27 protein-coding genes and 1 riboswitch are annotated in these 25715 nt (G+C 60.3%); of the genes, 10 read left to right on the top strand and 17 right to left on the bottom strand.

Translation table 11 applies throughout. The features are described 5' to 3' along the window. Nucleotides 1–54 precede the first annotated feature (54 nt). Nucleotides 55–167: riboswitch (TPP riboswitch) on the top strand. Nucleotides 168–447: 280 nt separating this feature from the next. The 6 genes from thiC to thiH are packed head-to-tail and all read left to right on the top strand — an operon-like array spanning nt 448 to nt 7022. Further along, nucleotides 448–2439 (top strand): phosphomethylpyrimidine synthase ThiC, encoded by a 1992-nt coding sequence (gene thiC / locus BS300_RS16930; protein ID WP_071914143.1) that lies wholly within the window; start codon nt 448–450, stop codon nt 2437–2439. Continuing rightward, nucleotides 2436–4043 (top strand): thiamine phosphate synthase, encoded by a 1608-nt coding sequence (gene thiE, locus BS300_RS16935; RefSeq protein WP_071914145.1) that lies wholly within the window; start codon nt 2436–2438, stop codon nt 4041–4043. Before thiC ends, thiE begins: the two co-directional genes overlap by 4 nt. Next, the gene (locus BS300_RS16940) at nt 4033–4809 is read left to right on the top strand and encodes a HesA/MoeB/ThiF family protein (RefSeq protein ID WP_071914147.1); all 777 of its coding nucleotides are present in this window, start codon (nt 4033–4035) and stop codon (nt 4807–4809) included. Before thiE ends, BS300_RS16940 begins: the two co-directional genes overlap by 11 nt. Further along, nucleotides 4806–5012 carry a sulfur carrier protein ThiS gene (gene thiS, locus BS300_RS16945; RefSeq protein WP_071914149.1) on the top strand — a complete coding sequence of 69 codons (207 nt, stop codon included), beginning with the start codon at nt 4806–4808 and terminating at the stop codon, nt 5010–5012. Before BS300_RS16940 ends, thiS begins: the two co-directional genes overlap by 4 nt. A 1-nt stretch (nt 5013) precedes the next feature. Next, nucleotides 5014–5781 carry a thiazole synthase gene (locus BS300_RS16950; RefSeq protein ID WP_071914151.1) on the top strand — a complete coding sequence of 256 codons (768 nt, stop codon included), beginning with the start codon at nt 5014–5016 and terminating at the stop codon, nt 5779–5781. 20 nt (nt 5782–5801) lie between these two features. Further along, nucleotides 5802–7022, top strand: coding sequence for a 2-iminoacetate synthase ThiH (gene thiH, locus BS300_RS16955; RefSeq protein ID WP_071914153.1), 1221 nt, complete (start codon nt 5802–5804; stop codon nt 7020–7022). A 234-nt stretch (nt 7023–7256) separates the two neighbouring features. Here thiH and BS300_RS16960 read toward each other — a convergent pair whose 3' ends face one another. The 6 genes from BS300_RS16960 to BS300_RS16980 all read right to left on the bottom strand — a co-directional run bounded on the left by BS300_RS16960 (nt 7257) and on the right by BS300_RS16980 (nt 10406). Continuing rightward, entirely contained in the window at nt 7257–8345 is a 1089-nt protein-coding gene (locus tag BS300_RS16960; RefSeq protein ID WP_071914155.1) for an SEC-C domain-containing protein, read from the bottom strand. A 135-nt stretch (nt 8346–8480) separates the two neighbouring features. Beyond that, complete coding sequence (locus tag BS300_RS21510; RefSeq protein WP_239693838.1) at nt 8481–8717, bottom strand: hypothetical protein; 237 nt, start codon at nt 8715–8717, stop codon at nt 8481–8483. Beyond that, complete coding sequence (locus tag BS300_RS21515) at nt 8690–8983, bottom strand: hypothetical protein (protein WP_239693839.1); 294 nt, start codon at nt 8981–8983, stop codon at nt 8690–8692. The genes BS300_RS21510 and BS300_RS21515 overlap by 28 nt, the downstream gene beginning before the upstream one ends. A gap of 4 nt (nt 8984–8987) precedes the next feature. Further along, complete coding sequence (locus BS300_RS16970) at nt 8988–9401, bottom strand: GNAT family N-acetyltransferase (RefSeq protein WP_071914156.1); 414 nt, start codon at nt 9399–9401, stop codon at nt 8988–8990. Nucleotides 9402–9429: 28 nt separating this feature from the next. Continuing rightward, nucleotides 9430–10065 carry a Vat family streptogramin A O-acetyltransferase gene (locus BS300_RS16975; protein ID WP_071914158.1) on the bottom strand — a complete coding sequence of 212 codons (636 nt, stop codon included), beginning with the start codon at nt 10063–10065 and terminating at the stop codon, nt 9430–9432. 23 nt (nt 10066–10088) lie between these two features. Beyond that, nucleotides 10089–10406 carry a hypothetical protein gene (locus tag BS300_RS16980; protein ID WP_071914160.1) on the bottom strand — a complete coding sequence of 106 codons (318 nt, stop codon included), beginning with the start codon at nt 10404–10406 and terminating at the stop codon, nt 10089–10091. 295 nt (nt 10407–10701) lie between these two features. Here BS300_RS16980 and BS300_RS16985 point away from each other — a divergent pair, with 295 nt between their 5' ends. Together BS300_RS16985 and BS300_RS16990 are read left to right on the top strand one after the other, a co-directional pair. Further along, on the top strand, nt 10702–11601 hold the full coding sequence (locus BS300_RS16985) for a sensor domain-containing diguanylate cyclase (RefSeq protein WP_071914162.1): 900 nt from the start codon (nt 10702–10704) through the stop codon (nt 11599–11601). A 429-nt stretch (nt 11602–12030) separates the two neighbouring features. Next, a complete protein-coding gene (locus BS300_RS16990) occupies nt 12031–13305 on the top strand; it encodes a serine/threonine protein kinase (RefSeq protein WP_041209665.1) in 1275 nt (424 codons plus the stop codon). A 63-nt stretch (nt 13306–13368) separates the two neighbouring features. Here BS300_RS16990 and BS300_RS16995 read toward each other — a convergent pair whose 3' ends face one another. After that, complete coding sequence (locus tag BS300_RS16995) at nt 13369–14007, bottom strand: exopolysaccharide biosynthesis protein (protein ID WP_071914163.1); 639 nt, start codon at nt 14005–14007, stop codon at nt 13369–13371. Nucleotides 14008–14211: 204 nt separating this feature from the next. On the opposite strand from BS300_RS16995, the gene BS300_RS17000 reads away from it, so the two are divergent. Continuing rightward, nucleotides 14212–14838 (top strand): porin family protein, encoded by a 627-nt coding sequence (locus BS300_RS17000; RefSeq protein ID WP_071914165.1) that lies wholly within the window; start codon nt 14212–14214, stop codon nt 14836–14838. 89 nt (nt 14839–14927) lie between these two features. On the opposite strand, the gene BS300_RS17005 is transcribed toward BS300_RS17000, so the two are convergent. Beyond that, nucleotides 14928–15851, bottom strand: coding sequence for a GGDEF domain-containing protein (locus BS300_RS17005; protein ID WP_071914166.1), 924 nt, complete (start codon nt 15849–15851; stop codon nt 14928–14930). Nucleotides 15852–16292: 441 nt separating this feature from the next. On the opposite strand from BS300_RS17005, the gene amt reads away from it, so the two are divergent. Next, nucleotides 16293–17720, top strand: coding sequence for an ammonium transporter (gene amt / locus BS300_RS17010; RefSeq protein WP_033113730.1), 1428 nt, complete (start codon nt 16293–16295; stop codon nt 17718–17720). An 84-nt stretch (nt 17721–17804) separates the two neighbouring features. Here amt and BS300_RS17015 read toward each other — a convergent pair whose 3' ends face one another. The 9 genes from BS300_RS17015 to hslR form a co-directional block, all read right to left on the bottom strand. Continuing rightward, nucleotides 17805–18272, bottom strand: coding sequence for a glycine zipper 2TM domain-containing protein (locus BS300_RS17015; RefSeq protein ID WP_071914168.1), 468 nt, complete (start codon nt 18270–18272; stop codon nt 17805–17807). Between the two features lie 119 nt (nt 18273–18391). After that, complete coding sequence (locus BS300_RS17020) at nt 18392–18868, bottom strand: N-acetyltransferase (protein ID WP_071914170.1); 477 nt, start codon at nt 18866–18868, stop codon at nt 18392–18394. 14 nt (nt 18869–18882) lie between these two features. Beyond that, on the bottom strand, nt 18883–19269 hold the full coding sequence (locus tag BS300_RS17025; RefSeq protein ID WP_042032206.1) for a DUF6559 family protein: 387 nt from the start codon (nt 19267–19269) through the stop codon (nt 18883–18885). Between the two features lie 87 nt (nt 19270–19356). Then, nucleotides 19357–19761, bottom strand: coding sequence for a nitrous oxide-stimulated promoter family protein (locus BS300_RS17030; protein WP_071914172.1), 405 nt, complete (start codon nt 19759–19761; stop codon nt 19357–19359). A gap of 88 nt (nt 19762–19849) precedes the next feature. Then, nucleotides 19850–21652, bottom strand: coding sequence for an aminopeptidase P family protein (locus BS300_RS17035; protein WP_071914174.1), 1803 nt, complete (start codon nt 21650–21652; stop codon nt 19850–19852). Between the two features lie 33 nt (nt 21653–21685). Further along, entirely contained in the window at nt 21686–22351 is a 666-nt protein-coding gene (locus tag BS300_RS17040) for a GntR family transcriptional regulator (RefSeq protein WP_033113736.1), read from the bottom strand. Nucleotides 22352–22543: 192 nt separating this feature from the next. After that, a complete protein-coding gene (gene pckA, locus BS300_RS17045; RefSeq protein ID WP_041209673.1) occupies nt 22544–24169 on the bottom strand; it encodes a phosphoenolpyruvate carboxykinase (ATP) in 1626 nt (541 codons plus the stop codon). 149 nt (nt 24170–24318) lie between these two features. Next, nucleotides 24319–25203: an Hsp33 family molecular chaperone HslO gene (gene hslO, locus BS300_RS17050; RefSeq protein ID WP_033113738.1), complete on the bottom strand. Its 885-nt coding sequence runs from the start codon at nt 25201–25203 to the stop codon at nt 24319–24321. Nucleotides 25204–25281: 78 nt separating this feature from the next. Beyond that, nucleotides 25282–25680, bottom strand: coding sequence for a ribosome-associated heat shock protein Hsp15 (hslR, locus tag BS300_RS17055; protein ID WP_033113739.1), 399 nt, complete (start codon nt 25678–25680; stop codon nt 25282–25284). Nucleotides 25681–25715 lie beyond the last annotated feature (35 nt).

Consider the following 25715-nt stretch of genomic DNA (forward strand, 5'->3'; position numbering starts at 1 on the left):
CGTTGCCCCAGATTGTTAACGGCTTGTGCTTTAGATTTTCCCCCTTATACTGGCGCCATCTTGTCGGAGTGCTGACCGTCGAACGACGCGAAGCTGAGACCGTTAATTCGGGATCCGTGGAACCTGATCAGGTTAAAACCTGCGAAGGGAACAAGGGTAACTTGCGGGTTACCGCGCCGGGGGAGGAACAAGCCTCTTCCGCTCATCGAAGGGATCACCCTTGATGGGTCAGGGCGCACAGGAGGGAGTCTGTCCCGTCCGGTTGTCCAGCACGTGGGGTGCCTTGCCCACAGCATGCTGAGAGCGGGAAGTGGCAGAACAGCTGCGCGGAGATCCATCCCGCGCGCACTCCCTCCCGAGATAAACACCCCGCCGCAAGTTCATCTTCTCCTCGAACTCCAGACAAGCAAATACCCATAACTTCAACCAGTTAATGTGAGTTTTGCTATGTCTACTTCTGTATCTGATACCACCAAATCCAGCCGCCGCGAGCAGCGCTCCAGCGCTCAGGCCTTTATCGACAGCCTCAAGGGGATGGCTCACCCCAACTCCCGTCGTATCTTTATCGAAGGCTCCCGCGCCGATATCCGGGTGCCCTTGCGGGAAATCCAGCTGGCCGACACCTTCGTCGGTGGCACCAAAGAAGATCCCAAATTCGAACCTAACGAGCCGGTGCCGGTCTACGACACCTCGGGCCGTTACGGGGAGGAGGGGGTCGCCATCGACGTGCGCCGCGGCCTGCCGCGCCTGCGGGAGAACTGGGTGCTGGAGCGCGGTGACACCGACGAACTGCCGGGGCTCAGCTCCACCTTCACTCAGGAGCGGCTGGCCGATGAGGGGCTGGATCACCTGCGCTTCGAGCATCTGCCCAAGCCGCGCCGCGCCAAGCCGGGCCGCCGGGTCACCCAGCTGCACTACGCCCGTGCCGGCATCGTCACCCCCGAGATGGAATTTATCGCCATTCGCGAAAACATGGGCCGTGAGCGGGTGCGCTCCGAGCTCCTGCGCACCCAGCATCCGGGCCGCGATTTTGGTGCCCGCCTGCCCCAGAACATCACCCCCGAGTTTGTGCGCGATGAGGTGGCCGCCGGTCGCGCCATCATCCCCAGCAACATCAACCACCCGGAAGCGGAGCCGATGATCATCGGCCGCAATTTTCTGGTGAAGATCAACGCCAACATCGGCAACTCGGCGGTCACTTCCAGCATCGAAGAGGAGGTGGAGAAGCTGGTCTGGTCGACCCGCTGGGGCGCCGACACCGTGATGGATCTCTCCACCGGCCGCTACATCCACGAGACCCGCGAGTGGATCCTGCGCAACAGCCCGGTGCCCATCGGTACCGTGCCCATCTATCAGGCGCTGGAAAAGACCAACGGCATCGCCGAAGACCTCACCTGGGAGCTGTTCCGCGACACCCTGCTGGAGCAGGCCGAGCAGGGGGTGGACTACTTCACCATCCACGCCGGCGTCCTGCTGCGCTTCGTGCCGATGACCGCCAAGCGCCTCACCGGCATCGTGTCGCGCGGTGGCAGCATCATGGCCAAGTGGTGCCTGTCGCACCACAAGGAGAACTTCCTCTACCAGCACTTCCGCGAAATCTGCGAGATCTGCGCCGCCTATGACGTGGCGCTGTCGCTGGGTGACGGTCTGCGCCCCGGCTCCGTCTATGACGCCAACGACGAGGCCCAGTTCGCCGAGCTGCGCACCCTGGGTGAGCTGACCAAGATCGCGTGGGAGTACGACGTGCAGGTGATGATCGAGGGCCCCGGCCACGTGCCGATGCACATGATCGAGCGCAACATGACCGAGCAGCTGGAGCACTGCCACGAGGCGCCCTTCTATACGCTGGGCCCGCTCACCACCGACATCGCGCCGGGGTACGATCACTTCACCTCCGGCATCGGCGCCGCGCTCATCGGCTGGTACGGCTGCGCCATGCTCTGCTACGTCACTCCCAAGGAGCATCTGGGGCTGCCCAACAAGGAAGACGTGAAGCAGGGGCTGATTACCTACAAGATCGCCGCTCACGCCGCTGACCTTGCCAAGGGGCACCCGGGCGCCCAGATCCGCGACAACGCCATGTCCAAGGCGCGCTTTGAATTTCGCTGGGAGGATCAGTTCAATCTGGCCCTCGACCCCGACACTGCCCGTGCCTACCACGATGAGACCCTGCCGCAGGAGTCCGGCAAGGTGGCTCACTTCTGCTCCATGTGCGGGCCCAAGTTCTGCTCCATGAAGATCACTCAGGACGTGCGTGATTACGCGGCGAAATTGGAAGCCGTTGAGATCAAGCTGGTCGGTATGGATGGCCAGCAGGAGCAGGTGGTGGCTCAGGTGGAGAGCGGCATGGCCCGCATGGCGGAAACCTTCAAGGAGACCGGTGGCGAGATCTATCATCAGGCGGCGGCGCTGAAACAGGCCGCAGGGGAGGAGGCGTGAGCAGCGCAAGCGGGGCTGTCAGCCCCGCCGATCTGCCGCCTGTGACGGACTCCCGCCCAGTTGTCTGGACCATCGCCGGTTCCGACTCCGGCGGTGGCGCCGGCATTCAGGCCGACTTGCACACATTGCACGACCTCGGCGTGCACGGCTGTTCGGTCATCTCTGCCATCACCGCCCAGAACTCGGTGGCGGTGAAGATGGTTGACCCCGTGCTGATGCAGACCTTCACCGCCCAGATCGACGCCCTTGGCGTCGATCTGCCGCCTGCCGCCATCAAGATCGGCCTGCTGCCGACCCGGCTCCATGTCGAGGTGCTGGCCCGCCGACTGTCGGCCATCGAGGCTCCCTTCGTGGTCTACGACCCGGTGGCCATTGCCAGCACCGGCACCCCGATGGCGGAGCCCAATATGCTGGAGGCGGTGCGCGAACAGCTGCTGCCACGTCTGTCGCTCATCACCCCCAACGGCCCCGAGCTGGAAGCCCTGACCGGACTGCCGGTCAGCAGCCCCGAACTGGTGCGCCTCGCCGCCCGCCGTCTGCGCGAACTCGGCGCTCGCGCCGTGCTGGTCAAGGGCGGCCATCTGGAGTGGAGCGGCGATCTCTGCCTCGACTACTACCAGGATGAGACCCGCGAATTCTGGCTGGCCGCGCCGCGCCTGAATACCCGCCACGGCCACGGCACCGGCTGCTGCTACGCCAGCGCCATCGCCGCCGTGGTGGCGCAGGATTATCCGGTAGAGGACGCCATCACCCTGGCGCGTGCCTACCTGCAACAGGGGTTGGCGGCGGCGCAGGGAGTGGGCGCAGGCCCTGGGCCCATCGCCCATCTCGGTTGGCCCGCCGATCTGGCTCACTTCCCCCGCGCCGTATTGGCGGGGTCAACCCTCGATCGCCGCTTCGGACTTTATGAGACAAGCTGCGCCCGCCTGCCGCAGGGCCCCTTCGCGCCGACCGAACACAACCTCGGTCTCTATCCGGTGGTCGATTCGGTCAAGTGGCTGCGCCGCCTGCTGGGGCAGGGGGTCAAGACCATCCAGCTGCGGATCAAGAATCTGCCCGCCGCTCAGGTAGCACCGGCCATTCGCGATGCGGTTGAGCTTGGTCGCCGCCATGGGGCGCGGCTCTTTATCAACGACTACTGGCAGCAGGCCATCGAGGCGGGCGCCTGGGGCGTGCATCTGGGGCAGGAGGATATGGAGACCGCCGATCTCGCCGCCATTCAGGCGGCCGGGCTGCGCCTTGGCATCTCCACCCATGGCTACTTCGAGCTGATGCGGGCGCGCGAGCTGGCCCCCTCCTATATGGCGCTGGGTCATATCTTCCCGACCAACACCAAGGCGATGCCTTCGCGCCCGCAGGGGCTGGTGCGGTTGCACCGCTACCGCGCCCTGATGGCGGACTGGCCGACGGTGGCCATCGGCGGCATCAGCGAGGAGCGGGTGGCGGCGGTCAAGGCAAGCGGGGTAGGCAGCATTGCGCTGGTTTCGGCCATTACCGCCAGCGACGACTGGCAGGGGGCGACCGAGCGGCTGCTCGCGGCCGTGGGGGCGGGGGATGAGCCGCGCTCGGCCTCTGCCATAAGGGAGGTGGAACATGCTCTCTGATGTTGAGTATTTGCGATACGGCCGCCAGCTGATGCTGGCGGAAGTGGGCGAAGAAGGGCAGGCACGGCTCAAGGATAAATCCGTGCTGATCGTGGGCTTGGGCGGGCTTGGCTCGCCGCTCGCCCTCTATCTGGCTGGGGCCGGGGTGGGCACCTTGTGGCTGGCCGATGGCGATACGGTGGACTCCAGCAACTTGCCGCGCCAGATCCTGTTCGATAGTGAGGCGGTCAACCACTCCAAGGCGGAGCTGGCCCGCGAGCGCTTGGCCGCCCACAACCCGCTGGTGGAGCTGATTGCCATCAATCAGCGGCTCGATGCCGCCAGCCTGCCGGAGTTTGTGGCCGAGGTTGATCTGGTGATCGACTGCTGCGACAACCTCGCCACCCGCCAGGCCATCAACGCCGCCTGCGTGGCTCAGGGCAAGCCCTGGCTCTCCGCCGCTGCAGTGGGTTGGCAGGGGCAGCTGATGGCGCGCACCAGCAGTGAGCACGCCTGCTACGCCTGCCTCTATCCGCTGGATACCAAGCTCGCCCAGAGCTGCGAGACCAGCGGCGTCACCGGCCCGCTGGTCGGAGTGATGGGCTCTTTGCAGGCGCTGGAGGCACTGAAACTGCTGCTCGGGATGCCGAGTCCGGTCGCTGGCACATTGCGCCGCTTCGATGCTTTGACCCATCAGTGGCAGACCCTCACTCTGGCCCCCGATCCCGATTGCCCGGTTTGCGGACAGCGCCGATGCCCGACACACGATAAGGAGATCACCCCATGACCCTCACCATCCGACTCAACGATAAAGCCCAGTCGTTGGCGGCAGGGCAGAGCGTGGCCGACCTGCTGGCCGCGGAGGGGGTCAATCCCCAAGGGGTAGCGGTGGCCCTTAACGGCGCCGTGCTGCCTCGTGGCCGCTGGGCCGAGACCCGTCTCAATGACGGGGACGAACTCCACCTCTTTACCGCCATTGCGGGAGGCTGACATGCTGACCATTGCCGATCACACCTTCTCATCGCGCCTCTTTACCGGCACCGGCAAGTTTGCCCGCCCGGAACTGATGGCCGCCGCCATCGAGGCGAGCGGCTCCCAACTGGTCACCATGGCCATCAAGCGGCTCGAACCGGGCAAGGCCCACGACGATATCCTGAGCCCCTTGCTGCAACTCGGGGTCAAGCTCTTGCCCAACACCTCCGGCGCCAAGACTGCCGCCGAGGCGGTATTTGCCGCCCACCTCGCCCGCGAGGCGCTGGGGACAAACTGGCTGAAGCTGGAGATCCACCCCGACCCGCGCTACCTCTTGCCCGATCCCATCGAGACGCTGAAAGCCGCCGAGCAGCTGGTGAAAGAGGGTTTTGTGGTGCTGCCCTACTGCGGCGCCGACCCCGTGCTCTGCAAGCGGCTGGAAGAGGTGGGCTGCGCCGCCGTGATGCCGCTCGGCGCCCCCATCGGTTCCAATCAGGGGCTGGTGACCCGGGAGTTTCTCGCCATCATCGTCGAGCAGGCCAATGTGCCTGTGGTGGTGGATGCGGGCATAGGTGCGCCAAGCCACGCCGCCGCCGCCTTTGAACTGGGGGCCGATGCCGTGCTGGTCAACACCGCCATCGCGGTGAGCGGCGATCCGGTCGCCATGGGCCGCGCTTTCGCGCTCGCCTGCAGCGCCGGTCGCAGCGCCTATGAGGCAGGTCTCGGCGCCCGCGCCCTGCAGGCCCAAGCCTCCAGCCCGCTCACCGATTTTCTGGGGGCGTTATGAGTCATGAAACAGGGGCGACCATGAACATCTCCCCCGTGCCCCAAGGGCAGCCAGAGGTTTGCCCCCCTCTCCCTCTGGGAGAGGGGCTGGGGGTGAGGGGGCCGGGGGTGAGGGCTAAGGAGCCTTCCTTTCTCGACCGCTGGTACGAACTTGAGTGGGACGATATCGGCATGCAGATCCGCGCCAAGACCGCCGCCGATGTGACACGCGCCCTGAGTGCCCCGCGCCGCACTCTGGCCGATTTTATGGCGCTGATCTCGCCAGCTGCCGAGGCGTACTTGCCGCAGATGGCGGCCGAGGCCGAGCGGCTGACCCGCCAGCGTTTCGGCAACACCATCGGCTTCTATGTACCGCTCTATCTGTCGAACCTCTGCGCCAACGACTGCACCTACTGCGGCTTCTCCATGAGCAACCGCCTCAAGCGCAAGACCCTGAATACAGAGGAGATTGAGCGCGAGTGTCTGGCCATCAAGGCGCGCGGTTTTGACAGCGTGCTGCTGGTGACCGGCGAGCATGAACACAAGGTGGGGCTCGCCTATTTTCGCGAGGTGATGCCCATCATCCGCCGCCACTTCAGCACGGTAGGGATGGAGGTACAGCCCCTCTCGCAGGCCGAATATGCCGAGCTGAAAAGCCTCGGCCTCGATGCCGTCATGGTTTATCAGGAGACCTACCACGCCCCCACCTACGCCCGCCACCATCTGCGCGGCAACAAGCGGGATATCGCGTGGCGCCTTGCCACGCCGGATCGGCTCGGCCGTGCCGGTATCGACAAAATCGGCTTGGGGGCGCTGATCGGTCTCTCCTCGGATTGGCGCGCCGACAGCTACTTTGTCGCCGAGCACCTGAGCTGGCTTGAGCGTCACCACTGGCAGAGTCGCTACTCGCTCTCCTTCCCGCGCCTGCGCCCCTGCACCGGCGGGCTGGAGCCTGCCGTGGTCATGTCGGATCGCCAGCTGGCCCAGCTTATCTGTGCCTGGCGCCTCTTCTCGCCCACGCTGGATTTGTCCCTCTCCACCCGTGAGTCGGCCACCTTTCGCAACGGCGCGGTGCGTCTTGGCATCACCCAGATGTCGGCCGAGTCGCGCACCCAGCCGGGTGGCTATGCCGAGGGGGATGCGGAGGAGCTGGAGCAGTTCGCCATCCACGACGACCGCCCGGTGGGGGAAGTGGCCGCCGCCGTGCGACAGGCGGGGTTGCAGCCGGTGTTCAAGGACTGGGAACCGTTTTTGGGTCGTTAACGACGTTTACACCTGTGGTAACAGACAGCGGCAAGCAGATCGGAGGGGCAGATCCCCGCCACTGCTTGCCGCTTTGCTTTGTTTGCTCCAGCAGGATTGTTTCGTTGGTGCGACGATGATTCTTGATATCGTTTCGCCAGTGCAAAAATCGTGGGCGTGAGGCAAGTGACCGTGCTGGCCATCACATTTATATATCACGCCGGCTTTTAGCTATTTAGATCCAATTTAAGTAAATTATAAGTTGTATATGATCTCTTCTATTTCCCAATTAGTGTAGGTATTTCCTGTAAAACACACGGCTTTCCCATATTGAATTGGGTTTCTAGCCATTTTTTCGATATCAACTCTAACAGACTTTGGTAATCCATCTACCCATGTTTTAGAAAAATAAACATTCTCTATATAACTGAAAATCAATTCAATTAGTCTGCTGGGAAGTAAGTCCGTATCTATAGCTGAAAGTGACTCCACAAAGCGAGTACATTTTTTGAAAACCTTCGGCCATGAAAAAACAATGGCATATCCGTTTTTTGTTGTAAGAGTATTTATTGAAAGATTTTCAACGAATCGCACATTGGGTGTTAACATTTGTAGCCTCTCTCCAGCCAGTGAAAAGTCAGGAGAGAATGTTCCGCTAACGGCCAGGCTTAAATCGCCAGTAAAGTAAAATGATGCACTATTAAATTCATCCCATTTACATAGTTTGTAGTGGTTTGTATATATATCAAGAGTTTCTTTAAAATCATCCAATCCTTTTGAAAAGCCTTGAAACATGCTATTCAATGTTATTTGGACCTCAAGTTGTTGTTCGACAGACATGCCTCTATCTACATTTTCTCTCATGAAGGGTAGCCCCTTAACTGCACTTATTTTTTTAAAATACTCAAGTGCGTAAGCACGATATCCAGCCAAGAAACATTGAAATGATGAGCCTTTATATATTTCATCCTCGATAGGACTAAACATAGACTTGTCGTGTAAGCTACAGAAACCTTTAAAGGTTGATGCTTTTTGCAACCCAATTTTCGATATACATTCTTTTCCTGTTGTGTCTATCCCGAATGTATAAACATGATTGGTTTCGTCAGCGACATGTTTTAGTGGACCATTTTTCTGAATTGAGTGAGCATCAATTATTTTGCTTGTGCAGGTTTCTTGGCTTGCATCAGGATGTAAGCATTGTTTATGGCTTTTTTTTGTTTTTAATTCAGCTAGTAAACGACCTATGGAATGAGGTTCTTCATTTGAACGGAGGTAGTGGCACTTTTTATATTTTTTACCTGAACCACACCAACATGGCTCATTTCTATTTATTTTATCCATGCTTCTTATTTCCAAATATAAAGATTTTATTCATGATGGTAGTGTATCGCCAATGTCAATTTGTCAGAAGTATTTAATGTAAAGATTGAGATATACTGCAAATCAACAATGGTTGGATATATTTATCCCCATATATTACTTAATATTCTTGAGGTACTTGGTTAGCGAGAAAGGCAGAGCAAATTCCTTCATGCCAGCCAACCTGTCCAGCTCTGCCTGACCAATCTGCTGCAATTGGGTTTGCTGGGCTTGAGTGAGCGTGGTGGTTCTCGCCTTGATTAAGGTGTCGAGAAAACTGCGGTCTCCCTCAACCGCCTGATGGAACGCCTTGAGCGCCAGCGCATCTACTTCTGCTGCGGTGCAGCGCTCCATGCTTTCTCATGCAGATAGATCAGCACTGTCGTCTGTTGTTCCTTCTCCAGTGACCAGAAGGGGTCGCTTTTCGCGGGCAGTGTGGCGCTGTGTTGTGACTTGATTGCTTCGCACCGCTCAAATGCAGGATCCAGGTCGTGTAGTGACAGGGCAAAGGCGCTGGAGCTGGTTGCAAGCAGCGCAAAGAGCAAGGCAAGGCGCCTATAGAAGGAGAGATTCCTGCTACCCGGCGCCTTTTCTCTTGCAGGGCTGTTGCGGCTGCTCATCGGCTTATGACTGCTTTTTCAGGAAGTAACTGATATGCCCCGGTGGCATATCGGGCAGCTGGCCAAAGACCTCGTAACCCTGCTTCTGATAGAAGGGGAGGGCCTGAAAACTGGTGGTTTCCAGATGGTAGTTGCTGATGCCCTTGCTTTGGGCGTACTGCTCCATGGCGCCGAGCAGGCGGCCGCCCCAGCCATCGCGGCGGATGCTTTCATCGATCCAGAGCCAGTCGACGTGCAGCCAGCCCCACTTGATGTCGGCGATGATGCCGCCGTGTACCTTGCCCTCTTTATCCTTGATAAAGCTGGCGATCCGCTCGCGCAGATGGGTGCCGGCGTGATCCTTGTTGAAGCCGGAAAGACCAAGGCGCAGCGCTTCGATCTCATTGTCCTGAGGCGGTTGGGGTGGGGTGAGTTGCATAGTGCTTCCTGCTTGATAGTGGTTGTCTCTAACGGGTTGCCGCTTCCAGCGCGGCTATCTCGCCGCCGCTGATAAGCGGCAGGTTGCGGCTGATCTGCTCTACCGGCCAGTCCCACCAGGCGATGGCGTTGAGACGGGAGATGGTGTCGTCGTCGAAGCGGTAGCGGATCACCTTGGCGGGGTTGCCGCCGACCACGGCGTAGGCGGGCACGTCGCCGGTGACCACGGAGCGGGCGGCGATAATGGCGCCGTTGCCGACTTGTACTCCCGGCATGATCAGGGCGTCATAGCCAATCCAGACATCGTTGCCGATGACGGTATCGCCCTTGTAGGGGAGGCTGCCCGGGGCGGGGGCTGCACTCTCCCAGCCGTTGCCGAAGATAAAGAAGGGGTAGGTGGAGAAGCCGGAGGTCTGGTGGTTGGCGCCATTCATGATGAACTTCACCCCGCGAGCGATGGCGCAGAACTTGCCGATGATGAGCTTGTCGCCGATGAAGGGGAAGTGGTAGAGGACGTTGCGCTCGAAGCCCGCCGAATCCTCCGGGTCGTCGTAATAGGTGTAGTCACCCACCTCGATATTGGGCCCCTTGATGGTGTTCTTGATAAAGCACACCTGGGGGAAGCCGTTCATGGGGTGGGGATTGGCGGGATCGGGTCCGTGCATCTGGTCTCCTTGGATGGGCCGGGCTAGAGCGCCGGGAAGTAGCAGGCGCTCATGTCGATGGGGTGATCGGGGCAATCGGGCAGATAGAACTGCCAGCCCGCATCGGAGAAGGCGCGCAGCTCGGTCTCGACAAACTTGATGGCGAGGCTCAGGGCCTGCAGGCTGTCGATGCCGTAGATAAAGGTCTTGTCGCTCAGCCCCGCCAGCTTCACCTTGCAGCGCCAGTCACCGCCAGCCGAGCGTGGATCCGGCTCGGGGGCCTTGATGGCGATCTTGAGGGTGAGCTGTTCTCCCTCGAGGCTGACCGCCTCGAAACGGGCTTTGACGATGGCATTCTTCATCCTGCAACTCCTTGTGCGATTCCCCTCCTGCTGCATCGGGCTGCGTCTCCATGGAGGGATCAAAATGGGGGCGAGCCACAGGAGCCTAAACGAAGCCTCTTTTTGAAACAATGGGATATGGGTGGCGAACTGCGGGATTGCGGGTTGCGTCGGGTTGTTTCACCAAACGGGATAAACTTGCTGTAAAGGAATCTTGGCACTGCTGGAAATCTGTCCCATATGGTGATGGTTGGCGGGCTGTCGAGTTGGGGCACAATAGCCAGCCCCTGTTGGCCACAGAAGTACAGGAGCATCCATGACTCTTTCGGTATCGCAGCTTTACGAGGTGATGGCCCAGTTGCCAGATCCGGTCTTCATCCTGAGTGAAGATGGCTATTACGTGGAATACATAGGAGGCATGGAGCATCAATCCTATCAGGACGGCAATCCGCTGGCTGGCAAGCGGCTGCTGGATGTGCTGCCGGAGGCGATGTCCCTCTGGGTGATGGATCAGGTCGCACTGGCGCTCAACAGCGGTCTGGTGCGGGTGGTGGAGTATGAGTTGGCGGCCAACGAGGTGGGTGGCATCAATGCCGGTGTCGGGCCGCAAGGCGTGCAGCGCTTTGAGGGCAAGATTGCCCCTCTGCCATCCCTCTATGACGGCAAGCGGGCGGTGGCCTGGGTGACCCGCAATATCACCCGCCAGTTCGAGTTGCAGCAGCGCCTGCAGCGCCAGAGCGAGACCGACCAGCTGACCGGCCTCCATAACCGCCGCTACTTCTTCGAGCATTGCCAGCAGGTGAGGGGCAGCGAGGCCCCCTGTGGCCTGCTTATGCTCGATATCGATCACTTCAAGCAGATCAACGACCGCTTCGGCCATCAGCAGGGGGATCTGGCACTGCAACGCTTTGCCGCCTGCGTCGATGGTCGGCTGCGGGCAGAGGATCTGTTTGTGCGCAGTGGTGGCGAGGAGTTCGTGATCCTGCTGCCACGGATTGATGAGGCAGGCTTGTTGCAGATGGCCGAGGGGATCCGCGCCGCGGTCGAGGCGCTGCCCGCCGAACCGATCGGCATGACGGTCAGTCTGGGGGCCACGCTGGTGCAGCCCGGAGAGGATATCAATGTGGCGCTGGCCCGTGCCGACGAGTGGCTCTACGAGTCCAAGCGGACGGGGCGCAATCGGGTGGCGCACTGTCCGGCCGTCCCCGAAAATTAATGAACAAACCCTTGTTGATGCAAAAGTTAATTGGATGAAAAGTTCGCCATATTATTTCACTGATATCTCGCGAGCTATGGTGGTAATATTGGCTGCCCGATCGCTGTTCTTATTTGTGTTGTTGGGCAACAGAACAAGGGTTTATCGGTATGTTATCAAACGGGGATAAATGGGTGTGCTGGTGACGAATGCGATACATCTCGCCCCGTTTTGAAACAATCCGATTCAAACGGTCATGAATTATTAACCTTGACCCGGATGGCGATTTCAACGATGGTAGCGTGGCATCTCCATTTCACTCCGGTGGCCCTGTTGGCCGCTGGCGGATTTGCTTTTTCTGCACCTGCGGCCAAATGCCGCCTGATATTGCCAGCCTGTTATTCGGGCCAATAAAAATAATGATGACAGATTAATAAGGTATATATTGCAATGAGTGTTTCTATTGCTGAAAAGAGTAACCCGGTTTCAAAATTGAAATGGGAGAAAAGTGATTCGGTATGGACCATGGGCTTATATGCCACGGCGGTCGGTGCCGGTACGCTATTTCTCCCAATTACCGTCGGCAGTAATTCGCCGGTTATTTTATTGTTTATTTTGCTGCTCGCATTTCCGCTCTCTTATTATTCCCATCGGGCTTTGAGCCGCTTTGTGCTATCCAGCTCCCACAAGGAGGGGGATATCACCCATGTGGTGGAGGAGCACTTCGGGGCGCGGGCGGGCAAGCTGCTGATGCTGGTCTATCTGACTGCCTTCTACCCCATCATTCTGGTCTACAGCATCTCCATCACCAATGCGATCCAGAGCTTTGTGGTGCACCAGCTGGGGGATGCCGAGATCCCGCGCGGTCTGCTGGTATTGGGAGTGATGCTGGGTCTGCATCTGGTGCTATTGGCGGGCAAGCAGATCGTGGTGTCGGCCATCAGCGTGCTGGCGTTGCCCATGGTTGCCTTCCTCATCGGCCTCTCCATCTATCTGCTGCCCCAGTGGAGCCTCTCCTACTTCAGCGAGAGTCAGGCGGTGGACTGGCGTGATCCGGCGTTCTGGAAATCCCTCTGGCTGATCGTGCCGGTGATGGTGTTCTCCTTCAGCCATGCACCCATCATCTCCTCCTTCAGTGCGGCGCAGAAGAAGCGCTGTCAGGAGAGCGCCGACCTGCGCGCCAAGCGGATCATCAAGTGCAGCAGCCTGCTGATTTGCGGCAGCGTGCTCTTCTTCGTGGTGAGCTGCGTGATGAGCCTGAGTCAGGCCGAGATGGCGCAGGCCCGCATCGACAATATCTCCGTGCTGTCTGCGCTGGCGAACAAGTTCTCCAATCCGCTGATCGCCTATGTGGGGCCGCTTATCGCCATTCTGGCCATGTCCAAATCCTTCCTCGGCACCTCCATGGGGGTGAGCGAGGGGACGGTGAGCATGGTGAGCGGTGCCTGTCAGGGGCTGGGACTTTCCCTGCGTGAAACGACCATCGCGCGGGTCTCGTCGGTGATCCTGTTCGTGGTGACCGGGGTGATTACCTACCTGAACCCGAACGTGCTGGAGATCATCGAGAAGGTGAGCGGGCCGCTCATCGCGGTGATCCTGTTCCTGCTGCCGGCCTGCTCCATCTATCGTCTGCCCGCCCTCAAGCGTTATCGCGGGGCGAGTACCCTCTTCGTGCTGGTGATCGGGCTGCTGGCCATCTCGGCCCTTATCTACGATCTGCTGTAACGGCGGATCCCGCACAAGTCAAAAAGGGCGACCATCCGGTCGCCCTTTTTCTTTGCCTCTCATTTAGCCGAGCAAACTGGTGGCGCTCTGGCCCGCCATCAGCAGGCCGGCCGCCAGTGCTCCGAACCAGACCAGGGTCGCGCTCACCAGCAGATAGCCGCCGGCGACAAACAGACCATCCCGCTGCAGCATGCCGGTAGCCAGCAGCAGAATGGCCCAGGCGGGCAGGGCGTTGGTGAAGGGGATGGCGCCCAGGGGCAGCATCAGCAGCAGGGCGGCCAGCATGATCAGCAGCCCGTTGCAGCGGTTGATGGTGCTGCTGGCGGTCAGGGCAAGCAGGCGCGGGCGGATAACGCGATCGACCCGGGCCAGCAGATCCGCTCCCTTGTGCAGGGTCGGCTTGAGCTGGTCGGCAGCGAAGCGGCGCTCCATCAGGATGGCGGGCAGCCAGGGCACCCGGTTGAGGGTTATGCCGATACCGATAAAGAGGATCAAGAGGCCAAACGGGGTACTGACGCCGGGGATCGAGACCGGCAGCAGGAAGGGGACAGTGAGCAACACGCAAAACAGCAGCATCCCCTGCTCGCCGACCAGCGCGAGCATCTGGCGCAGGCTGATATGGCTCTCCTCGATGGCGTGGGCGGTAGCCCGCAGGGTATTGGCGAGGGTGTGTTGCGGGTCGTTGAGGGGGGCTGTTGCCATCTCCGGCATCCTTCTGCTGTCGGCTTGTGCCGGGCCACCATGACCCGGATTGGGCGCCAGCATACGTGGCCGCGGTTAATGGCCGATGAATGACGTTGGTGCTTTTAACGCTGCGGAAAATGAGCCGGTACAGGTGCCATTTAGGATGGCGATGAGGCGGCTCTGGTATGCTTTTTGAGCAAAATGGATTGGCCGGAGGTGAGGATGAGACGAGTCGGAATGGTGATGATGGGGGCACTGTTGCCCCTTGGGCAGGCGTGGAGCGGCGAGGGGGAGGCCGGGGCCGAATTGAGCTGGCAGGTGACGCCATTTTACGGCTACAGCTCCGCCATCGATTTCAAGCGCAGCGAGGATCCGCAGCCCGCGCCGGTGTCGACCAGCCTCGACGAGCTGAAGGGGCAGGCCTCCGGCAGCTGGGGGCTCTTCATCAGCAGGGAGGTGGATGACCCCGGCATGATCGAGCTGCTCTACAGCCACCAGTCCACCACCCTCTCCCCCGATCAGCCGGATCGCCTGACGGTGGATACCCTGCACTTTGCCGGTGCACTGATCCTCGCTGACAACCTGATGGCGCCCTATATCGGTGCCGGTATCGGGGTCACGCGTTTTGCCGCTTATGACAGCGAGGTGATGCCCTCCATGTCGCTGGCGCTCGGCGTTCAGCCCCGCCTGTCCGAGCATCTGGCCCTGCGGGCCGAGGTGCGGGGCTACGGGTCACTTGCCAACGACAGCAGCGAGTTTCTCTGCAACCCGGATCAGTGCCTGTTCAAGGTGAAGGGGGATCTGGTGACCCAGTGGCAGGCCAATATCGGGCTCACCTTCCGCTTTTAGGCGGGGGAATTTTACGGATGGAAAAGGGGCCATAAGGCCCCTTTTCCATCAGCGATGTTATGTCTGGCCGGTCGTGCTCCAGAGTGGGTTCACTCTTCGTTATTGGCAGGGATAGCCGACACATAGCGGTCTCTGCCTGCCTCCTTGGCACTGTAGAGCGCCTGATCCACCCGCTTGAACAGCGAGACCGCCGGCTCCTGCTGCCCGCGGATGCCGAACCCGATGCTGACTGTCAGAGGATGAGCCGGATCGGGGGCTATGGTGCGGGTTGCTGCCAGCAGGGTCGCTGCGAGCTGCTCCAGTTCCATCTGGTTAGCGTCGGGCAGCAGGATTGCGAACTCCTCACCGCCGACGCGGGCTGCCAGCCCTCCGGCCGGGCTGTGCTGTTGCAGCAGGGCACCAAACTGCTGCAACACCTTGTCCCCCATGTCGTGGCCGAAGTTGTCGTTGATCCATTTGAAGTGATCGAGATCGAGCAGGAGCAGCACCTGATACTCCCCCTCTCCCAAAAACAGCTGCTGATGAAAGTAGCGCCGGTTGGGCAGTCGGGTCAGATCGTCAAACAGCGCCTGTTGTCTGAGCTGGCTATTGATATGAAAGAGGTGATGCATGGTGCTCAGGATACCGATGCTGCTCAGCAGGATACCGCTGGATCGCAGCAGATCCTCGGCATAGATGGCGATCCAGAGCGGCTGGGCGACCAGCTCGTCCATGATGTCGGCGGTCGCCCCCAGGATCCACAGCGTCAGGCCGCAGGAGAGCAGGCGATAGGTTTTGGCTGGCAGATGGGCGCACTGCACCACCCAGAACAGAAAGATCATGGTGAGCCAGTTGACCAGCTCGAACCCCAGGCTGCTGACATGGATCCGCTCGGCGGGGTAGTGGGGCAGCAGGGTGAGATGGGTGGAGATGATGGCCAGCACCAGTATCCCCAGCAGGGTGCTATGGGCGCGGTGTTCTGCGTCAAAGTGACGATAGCGGGTGACGCTGAGGTCGAGACGATCGGACTGCATGGTGTTCCTCGGATTGGGCCTGCCATCAGAGTGTCGAAAATGGCCCTCATCATGAATCTGTAGTGCCGCTTGTGGCGGCATGGCGTTCAGCCAGTGTAAACGGCGAGCCGGCCGGGCGCGATGATCATCACTCCGGCATGTGGGGTTGCGCCTGATTTTGTGCATTTCTGGTGCGAGGGCGACCGCTTGCCCTGTCACAGGGCGACCGGTAGTGGCTTAGCGCAACGCTCGCGCCATTTTGGTGCAAAAAGGAGTTTGTTTATATCTAATATTATGATTTAAATGAGTTTTAACTTTTGGCCCACTTTATGCTTTTTACCATCAGGCGGTCATTTCTGGCCATCTGCACCCGGCGAATCGAGGCTCGCGAGCAGTGGCCACAAGTTCAATCAAGGAAACGGAGCCGGTTTATACCGGTACGACAGGGAAGGAGAGTGCTCTATGGTCAAAAAATGGATGATGGCGGGTCTGCCGATACTGACGGCGTTGCTGGTGACCCCAAGTTGGGCCGATGAGGTCTCTCAGGTTCAGGCTGCGGTGGCACCGGTTGCCAGCGTGACGATCAACAAGGGCGACAACACCTGGATGCTGCTCTCGGCCGCACTGGTGATCCTGATGTCGATCCCCGGTCTGGCACTCTTCTACGGCGGGCTGGTGCGCGCCAAAAACATGCTGAGCGTGCTGATGCAGGTCTTTACCCTGTTCTGCCTCATCTGCGTGCTCTGGGTCATCTACGGCTACTCGCTCGCCTTTACCGAGGGTAACAGCGTGTTCGGCTCCTTCAGCAAGGTGCTGCTCAAGGGGGTCACTCCTGACTCCATCGCGGCCACCTTCAGCAAGGGGGTTGGTATCAGCGAGTTCATCTATGTGGTGTTTCAGGGGGCCTTTGCCGCCATCACCTGCGGCCTTATCGTCGGTGCCTTTGCTGAGCGCATCAAGTTTGCTGCCGTGCTGCTCTTCTCGGTCATCTGGTTCACCTTCGCCTATATACCGCTGGCTCATATGGTGTGGTACTGGGCGGGGCCGGATGCTTACACCAGCGCTGATGCGGCTGCCGCTGCAACCGCCACCGCCGGTTATCTGTTCCAGCATGGTGCGCTGGACTTCGCGGGCGGCACCGTAGTGCATATCAACGCCGCCGTGGCGGGTCTGGTGGGGGCCTATCTGGTGGGCAAACGTCTGGGCTACGGTCGTGATCCCATGACTCCCCACAGTCTGACCATGACCATGATCGGCGCCTCACTGCTCTGGTTCGGCTGGTTCGGCTTCAATGCCGGCTCGGCGCTGGAAGCCAACGGTGTTGCTGCGCTGGCCTTTATCAATACCTGGGTCGCTCCGGCTGCGGCAGCCCTGTCATGGACGCTGGCCGAGTGGGTGATGAAGGGACGCCCCTCCCTGCTGGGTGCGGCCTCCGGCGCCGTATCCGGTCTGGTGGTGATCACTCCGGCAGCCGGTCTGGTCGGCGTTGGCGGTGGTCTGGTGATGGGTCTTATCAGTGGCGTGGCGGGTCTGTGGGGTGTCCACGGTCTCAAGCGTCTGCTGGGTGCCGACGACAGCCTGGACGTGTTTGGTGTGCACGGGGTGTGCGGCATTCTCGGTGCCCTGCTGACCGGCGTCTTTGCCAGCCCGGATCTGGGCGGCACCGGGGTGTGGGACTATGTCACCAATCAGGTGGCCGAGGGTTACTCCATCCTTGGGCAAGTGAAGATCCAGGCCATCGGGGTTGGTGTGACCATCCTCTGGTCCGGTGCCGTGGCGGCGATCTCCTTCAAGCTGGTTGACCTGGTGGTGGGTCTGCGAGTGAACGGCGATGCCGAGCGGGAAGGGCTGGATGTGACCACACATGGCGAGAAGGCCTACAGCATGTAATCCCGAACGTCAGACAACAAAAAAACCGCCGGTTCCGGCGGTTTTTTTATGGTGCAAGCGCGGTGGCGCTTTTAGTTCGCACTCTTAATTCACGACAGCCACGTTGATGCTGCCGTTACCCTGGGTCATGCGGACACGGGCACCCGGTCTGAAAGTGGGGCTGGCTTTCTGTACCACTACGATGGCTTCGCCGTTCTCTTTCTTGATCTCCAGCTCGACGCCGTCGACCTGATTCATCTTGTTGCCGATGGCGTTACCGGCTGCGGCACCGGCGATGGCGCCGCCTGCGGCTGCGAGATCGCGACCGGTACCACCACCAACGGTGCTGCCCAGCAGACCGCCGACCACGGCGCCGCCGATGGTACCCATCAGGGAGTTCTCATCGGCCTGGATCTTGACCGGGCGGGTAGAGATGATGGTGCCGTAGCTGACGGTTTGAACCTGCTTGGCACGGTCTTTGGTGTAGACATCGCCAGAGTAGACATCGCTATTGGCGCAACCAGTGATGGTGGTGGCGGCCAGCAGGGCAATAATGGTCATTCGTTTCAACATGATAGGCCTCCAAGGCTGAATAGAATTCAAACAATCAGTTCGATGAATTGAACTTTACTCCAAGCAAGCGGGACATGAAATCGGCAAAATGTAACCAATTATGCGTTCTGTAACCGCTTTTATCCTTGAATCGCAGCTGTATCAGTGAGCTTTTTGACCAGCACCAGCCGATCCTCGCCGGGGCCGAAGTAGTCGGCCACCTCTTCGACCAGCTGATAACCGAGCCGGTAGTAGAGGCGCTGGGCCGGATTGGCGGGATCGACCGTGAGCTGCAATTCGCTGATCTGCAGCCCCTCCATGTTGGTCTCCATCTGACGCATCATCCGCTCGGCCAGCCCGAAACCACGCGCCTCGGGCAGCACCGCCAGCGAGAGTACCCAGCCTTGCGACCGCTCCTGACCGAAACCACCCAGCACATAACCGACCAGATTTCCCTCGTACTCGGCCACCAGCAGCAGCTCGGGCCAGAGATCCATCGCCTGACGGAAGAAGAAGGCGGGATAGACATCTTCGCCAAAGACCTTGGCATCGATCTGCCAGATGGCGTGCATGTCGGTATGGGTCGCGGGGCGCAGCAGGGGCGGGTTGTGGTGCATCAAGGCGTCTCTGGTCAATATTGGCGAAAGGTGATGCCCTGGGTCTGTACCTTGCGATCGCTGCCACCGCGCCATTGGGCGGGGCGAGCCAGCTCGCGGACATCCAGAGCGGTATAGGCAATGTCGTGGTGAAACAGGCTCTCGGCGAGCGACTGGCGCAGGGCGAGCAGCCGCGCATCATCGAGCTGCCAGCCGCTGACCAGTTCGGGCGCGCTTTCGTGGCGATAGAGCGCGAAGTAGTAACCAAGCCAGCGGGTCGGCAGTTTATGGATCCTGGCCTGGGTCAGCAACTGTCCTGCGCTGTATTGCTCGCAGGCGCCATACTCTTTGGCCAGGATCGCCGACATCGCCAGATAGCGGCGCAGGGCCCGACGCTCACGAAAACGGGTAAACCAGCTCATCTTGTTTCTCCACTGTTCAGGGCAGACAAGGGGTCTGTGCCAGACAAGCAGATCTTAGCGATTGATTTCTGAATCCTGCATGAGCGATCAGGGGGGAAGCGGGCGGCTGTGGGGCAGTTTGGGGGCCTTGCGCCAGCCATCGAGCAGATGGCGGATGGCCAGCCAGGGGTGGCGCAGCAACATGCGGGGGCCACTCCAGCGCATCACCTGCTGGATCTGTTTGCGCATCGCTGGCGCATAGCAGTGGATGTTGCAGTTGGCGCAGGTGGGCTTGTGACCGTGGCCGTAACGGCAGCGGGCGAGCCGCTGGTGGGCGAAATCCCGCAGCTTGCGACAGTGACGGCAGTGGGGATCCTGATGATGGTGCTGGCAGTAGAGGCGGATCATGGCACTGACTGTCCGCTGCTCGCGCACCAGTCTGGGGTGAAGAGTTGCCGCTTTGCCGGTGCTGGCGTGCGCGCCCCTTGCTGGGTTGGCTTGATGAATTTTCATGGTCGCCATTTTCCTGACCAGCCCGGGCAGGGTGTTGATACAGGTCAAAAGGGGGGGCAAAAAAACAGGGCCCGCAGGCCCTGTGTCATCAGATGAGGCTGGTTGCCTGTTCCAGCCAGGCGAGATCCTCGCCCTCGAGCAGCGGGCTCAGGCGGCGGAACACCTCGGCGTGGTATTCGTTGATCCAGCGGAATTCGGCCGGGCTCAGCAGGCTGCGGTCGATCAGGCGGGTATCGAACGGTACATAGGTCAGACGCTCGAAGCCCAGCATTGGCAGCTCGCCGATCTGCTCCAGCTCGCTCACCACCACCAGGTTTTCGCAGCGGATGCCAAAACCATCTTCACGGTAGTAGCCCGGCTCGTTGGAGAGCACCATGCCCGGTTGCAGCGCCACCATGTTCCCTTTCGGGGCGATGCGCTGGGGCCCTTCGTGGACGCTCAGGAAGTGGCCGACGCCGTGACCGGTGCCGTGGTCGTAGTTGTAACCGGCTTGCCACAGCGGCATGCGGGCCAGCACGTCGAGCTGGATCCCGGCGGTGCCGCGCGGGAAGCGGGCCTGATCCAGCGCGATATGACCCTGCAGAACCCGGGTAAACATCGCTTTCTGCTCGTCGCTCACCTCACCCACCTTGATGGTGCGGGTGATGTCGGTGGTGCCATCCATGTATTGGCCACCGGAATCGAGCAGATAGAGGCTGTCCTGACCAAACGCACGCGGGGTGCCGTTGGTGTGGTGGTAGTGGCACATGGCGGCGTTGGGGCCGAGTGCGGAGATGGTGTCGAAGCTCGGCTCGACGTAGTGCTCCTGCTCACGGCGGAACGCTTCCACCTGATCGGCCAGGGTGCCTTCATCCACACCCTCGAACTCGCCGGAGGCGATCAGCCGATCCAGCCAGGCGAGGAAGCGGGTCATGGCCACGCCGTCGCGCAGGTGAGCAGCGCGCATGCCGGTCAGCTCGATCTCGTTCTTGCATGCCTTCGGCAGCATGGTCGGGTCTTGGCCTGCCACCAGAATGGCGCCCGCCTCTTCCATGATGAGCTGGGTCCAGGCGTTGGCGCTGTCCGGATCGGCCAGCACCTTCTGTTGATCTTCACCGATGCGCTGCAGCACGTCGCCCAGCTTGTCGATGGGGTAGACGGAGACATCCTGCCCCACGTGCTGGCTGAAGGCGAAGCAGTCAATCTTGTCGGTATCGACGAAGAAATCCATGGTGGTATTGGCGTAGAGCACGGCAAAACCGAGCACCACCGGCAGCCGCTCGATATCGCGACCACGCAGGTTGAGCAGCCAGTTGATGGGCTCGGCCTGGGTCAGCAGCACGGCATCGAGGCCGCGCTTGCGCAGATCGGCGGCCAGCTGTTCGCGCTTGGCCTGACTCGACTGGCCTGCCAGCTCTTCGCTGTAGAGGATGACCGGCGTCTTGGTCGGCTCGGGACGATCGCTCCAGTTAAGATCGATGGGGTTCTGCTCGACCCGCACCAGCTCGATACCACGCTCGGCCAGCACCGCTTTTGCGTTCTTGTACCAGGTCAGGCTGTGCAGACGGGCGTCGAAACCGACCCGGGTGCCGGAGGGCAGCTGCTCGGCCAGCCACTGCACATGGGGATCTTCAATGAGGTGGAGAAATTCGAACAGCTCGGACGGCGCCTGCATGCGAGCCTGCACCGTGTAGCGACCATCGACGAAGAGGGCGGCACGCTGGGCCATGATGATGGCGACGCCGGCGGAGCCATTGAACCCGGTGATCCAGTCCAGCCGCTCGGCGTAGGCGGGGATGTACTCGCCGAGGTGCTCATCATCATGGGGGACGATAAAGGCGTCCAACTCCTGCATGGCCAGCTCGGCCCTGACTTGGGCGACGCGGGTTTCAATTATCTCGAAATTATTCATGTCGTTAGTGCCAGATGGTTGCTTTATGAGTGTTCATTTCTTGTGGCCGCCAGCCAGGATCCGCTTGATCGACTGGCCTGCTGCCTCGATATGCTGCCTGAGCAGCACCACTGCCTCGTGCTTGCGCCGGGCGCGGCACAGCTCCAGCAGTTGGGCGTGTTCACGCTCCGCCTTGTCCACGCCATCGGTGGCAAAGAGCAGCTCGAAGCGGACATAGCGGTCACAGCTCAGATTGATCTGGGCGATCAGTTCAAGTGCCTGGGGGCGACCGGCTGCCTGATAGAGGGTGGCGTGAAAGCTGTGGTTCAACTCGGCCCAGTGTTCGATCTGGGTGCCTGACTCCAGGGCGTGATCAAACTGGGCGAGGATGGCCTCCGCCTCGGCGAAGGTGGCTTCCGTCATCTTGTCAACGGCGTGGAACAGGGTATCGGCTTCCAGCAGCGCTCGCAAATAAAAGAGCTCGTCGATGGCTGCGGCATCCAGCATGGTGACGACGGCGCCGCGGTGGGCCTCGAATTTCACCAGCCCCTGCGCTTCCAGCTGCATCAGTGCTTCCCGCACCGGAATGCGGCTCACGGCCAGCTCCTTGGCGATGGCATCCTGACGCAGAGGGGCGCCGGCGGGGAACTCCCCACGGAGGATCCGGCCGCGGAGGTTTTCCATCACCATCTGGGTTCGGGTCTTGTAGGGTGGGGTCATGGTCGGGTCACGATTGGGCGTTACAAAATTGTATATTGTATAAAGTTTGGCTGAATCTACCCCGTCACACCCCGCATGGCAAGGTTTAGGGGCTCGCCGCGGCATGGCTGGCGGCGTTCGGAACTCCATAAAAACAAAAATGCCGGTCAGCGTGGCTGACCGGCATCATCATCGTTGATGCGAAGGGGTCTGTTACAGCTGCGGACCTGCCGCTACCAGACGTTTGCCCTCGTCGTTATCGGTGAAGCGCTCGAAGTTCTTGATGAAGCGCTGGGCCAGATCCTGCGCCTTGGCATCCCACTCGGCCTTGTTGGCGTAAGTGTCGCGCGGGTCGAGGATCGCCGGGTTCACGTCGTGCAGTGCAGTCGGCACTTCCAGATTGAAGATCGGCAGCACCTTGGTCTCGGCCTTCTCGATGGAGCCATCCAGGATGGCGTCGATGATGGCGCGGGTATCCTTGATGGAGATGCGCTTGCCGGTACCGTTCCAGCCGGTGTTGACCAGATAGGCCTCTGCACCTGCCGCTTCCATCCGTTTCACCAGCTCCTGACCGTACTTGGTCGGGTGCAGGGAGAGGAAGGCTGCGCCGAAGCAGGAGGAGAAGGTCGGAGTCGGCTCGGTGATGCCGCGCTCGGTACCAGCCAGTTTGGCGGTGAAGCCAGAGAGGAAGTGGTACTTGGTCTGCTCCTTGGTCAGCTTGGAGACCGGGGGCAGCACGCCGAAGGCGTCGGCAGTCAGGAAGATCACCTTGGTGGCGTGACCTGCCTTGGAGACCGGCTTGACGATGTTCTCGATGTGATAGATCGGGTAGGAGACGCGGGTGTTCTCGGTACGGGAGCCATCATCGAAGTCGATGGTGCCATCGGCAGCAACGGTCACGTTCTCCAGCAGCGCATCGCGGCGGATGGCGTGGTAGATATCCGGCTCGGCCTCTTCGGAGAGCTTGATGGTCTTGGCGTAGCAGCCACCTTCGAAGTTGAACACGCCGTGGTCATCCCAGCCGTGCTCGTCATCGCCGATCAGCTGACGCTTGGGATCGGTGGAGAGGGTGGTCTTGCCGGTGCCGGAGAGGCCGAAGAAGATGGCCACGTCGCCGTCCTGACCCACGTTGGCGGAGCAGTGCATGGAGGCAATGCCGCGCAGGGGCAGGAAGTAGTTCATCATGGAGAACATGCCCTTCTTCATCTCGCCACCGTACCAAGTGCCACCGATGAGCTGCATCTTCTCGGTCATGTTGAAGGCAACAAAGTTCTCGGAGTTGAGACCCTGCTCTTTCCAGTTCGGGTTGGTGCACTTGGCACCGTTCATCACCACGAAGTCAGGCTTGAAGGTTTTCAGCTCTTCATCGCTTGGGCGGATGAACATGTTTTTCACGAAGTGTGCCTGCCAGGCCACCTCGGTGATGATGCGCACGGCCAGGCGGGTGTCCGGGTTGGCGCCGCAGAAGCCGTCGACCACAAACAGGCGCTTGCCGGAGAGCTGTTTGGTGACCAGCCCTTTCAGATGTGACCACACTTCGGGGGTAATCGCTTTGTTATCGTTTTTACCCTGGTCAGACCACCACACAGTATCCTGGGTAGTGGCATCTTTGACGATATATTTATCTTTCGGAGAGCGGCCGGTGAAGATACCGGTGTTGACGTTAACGGCGCCCAGTTCGGTGACGACGCCGCGCTCGAACCCTTCCAGGTCAGGGCGAGTCTCTTCCGCGAAAAGCTGCTCGTACGAGGGGTTGCGAACGATTTCCTGGCTGTTTTTGATGCCGTACTGGTCCAGTCCTAATTGTTGGGCCAGGGTGGGTTCTGCCACGATTGTCATTGTATTCTCCTGGGTTCAGAGGTTTGTAGGGTTCTATCTGACGTTCATCCTATCACTTAGGTGGTAGAGTTTAGCGATCGCCATCAAACTTTATAAAATAGGGTGTTTTTTTGTTATTAAAGTTAAAGGCGGGTTTTGCCCGCCTTTAATTAGTGTAACTTGTTTGCATCATTGCCGGGAGCCCTGCTGAACAGGGTTTCGACATCGATCCCATTAAATTGGTACTGGGCGCCGCAATAATCACAGTGCATGTCGATCTTGCCGAGCTCCTGCACCATATCCATCACCTCTTCCTTTTCTATCTGCAGCAGGGCCCCTTCGCAGCGCTCGCGAGAGCAGGTGCAGCGGAACTCGACCGCCTGCGGATCGAACACCCGCACCTTGTCCTGATGGTAGAGACGGTAGAGGATCTCTTCCGCTTCCAGACCGAACAGCTCTTCATCCTTGATGGTGCTGGTGAGCTGGGTCAGGTGCTCGAAGTCGTTGCTGTGATCTTCGCTCTGGGCGGGCAGCTCCTGCAGCATGATGCCGGCGGCGCGCGGTTCGCCCTCGTGGTAACCGGTGCGGATCCACAGCTTGGTCGCCAGCTGCTCGGACTGGGCAAAGTAGTGCTCCAGACAGCCAGCCAGGGTGTCGGCGTCCAGCGCGATGATGCCCTGATAGCGTTCGCCCTGATCCGGCGTGATGGTGATGACCAGCTGGCCGTTGCCGATCAGGCTCTGCAGCTTGTTGTCGCTCGGCAGTTCGCCTTCAAAGCGGGCCACGCCGCGCAGCTGCTGGTTGTGGTCGCCGTTGATGACGGCCAGACGCACCGGGCCATCGCCCTGCAGTTGAACGGTGATGGAACCTTCAAACTTGAGGGTGGCGGTCAGCAGGCTGGTGGCGACCAGCAGCTCGCCCAGCAGTTTTTGTACCTGCACCGGGTAGTTCTGGGCTTCCACCACGTGGCGGTAGGTGTGATCCAGCTGGACCAGCTCGCCACGTACTTCGTACTCTTCAAACAGATAGCGATACAGCAGATCTTGGTTGCTCATCATATGTTCCTGGGTTCTTCGGTGAGGTAAATCGGGCGGGCTGGGGTTGAGGCCAGCCCGGTATCAAATCGGGGGCGGTCAGTACTGTTTGACCTTGAGCAGCTGGCGCCGCTCCTGCTTGTCGGGGCGACGCTCCGGGCTCGGCGCAAACTGGCTGTTGAAGCGGCGCGCCTCGCTGTTTTCGGCCCGTTTTTTCAGGCTTTCGGCGGTCTCTTCATAGAGCTGCTGGGCGAGCGGTGCCGATTTGCGCTGATCGCTGATGGCCAGCACCCGCACTTCCCGCTCATCCTGCCCCTGCCAGAAGCGGATCAGCGCCCCCACTTCCACCTGTTTGCCCGGCTTGCTGCGCTGACCATTGTAGTGCACCTTGCCGCCGTCAATCTGATCCCGCGCCAGCGAGCGGGTCTTGTAGAAACGGGCAGCCCACAACCACTTGTCGAGACGAACCTCAAGGGCGCTTTCCGGATGATTGGCCATGAACCGGCTCCATAACGGGGAAAAGGGGTGGTCGA

Source organism: Aeromonas sp. SCS5 (assembly GCF_001887375.1).
Taxonomy (GTDB): domain Bacteria; phylum Pseudomonadota; class Gammaproteobacteria; order Enterobacterales; family Aeromonadaceae; genus Aeromonas; species Aeromonas jandaei.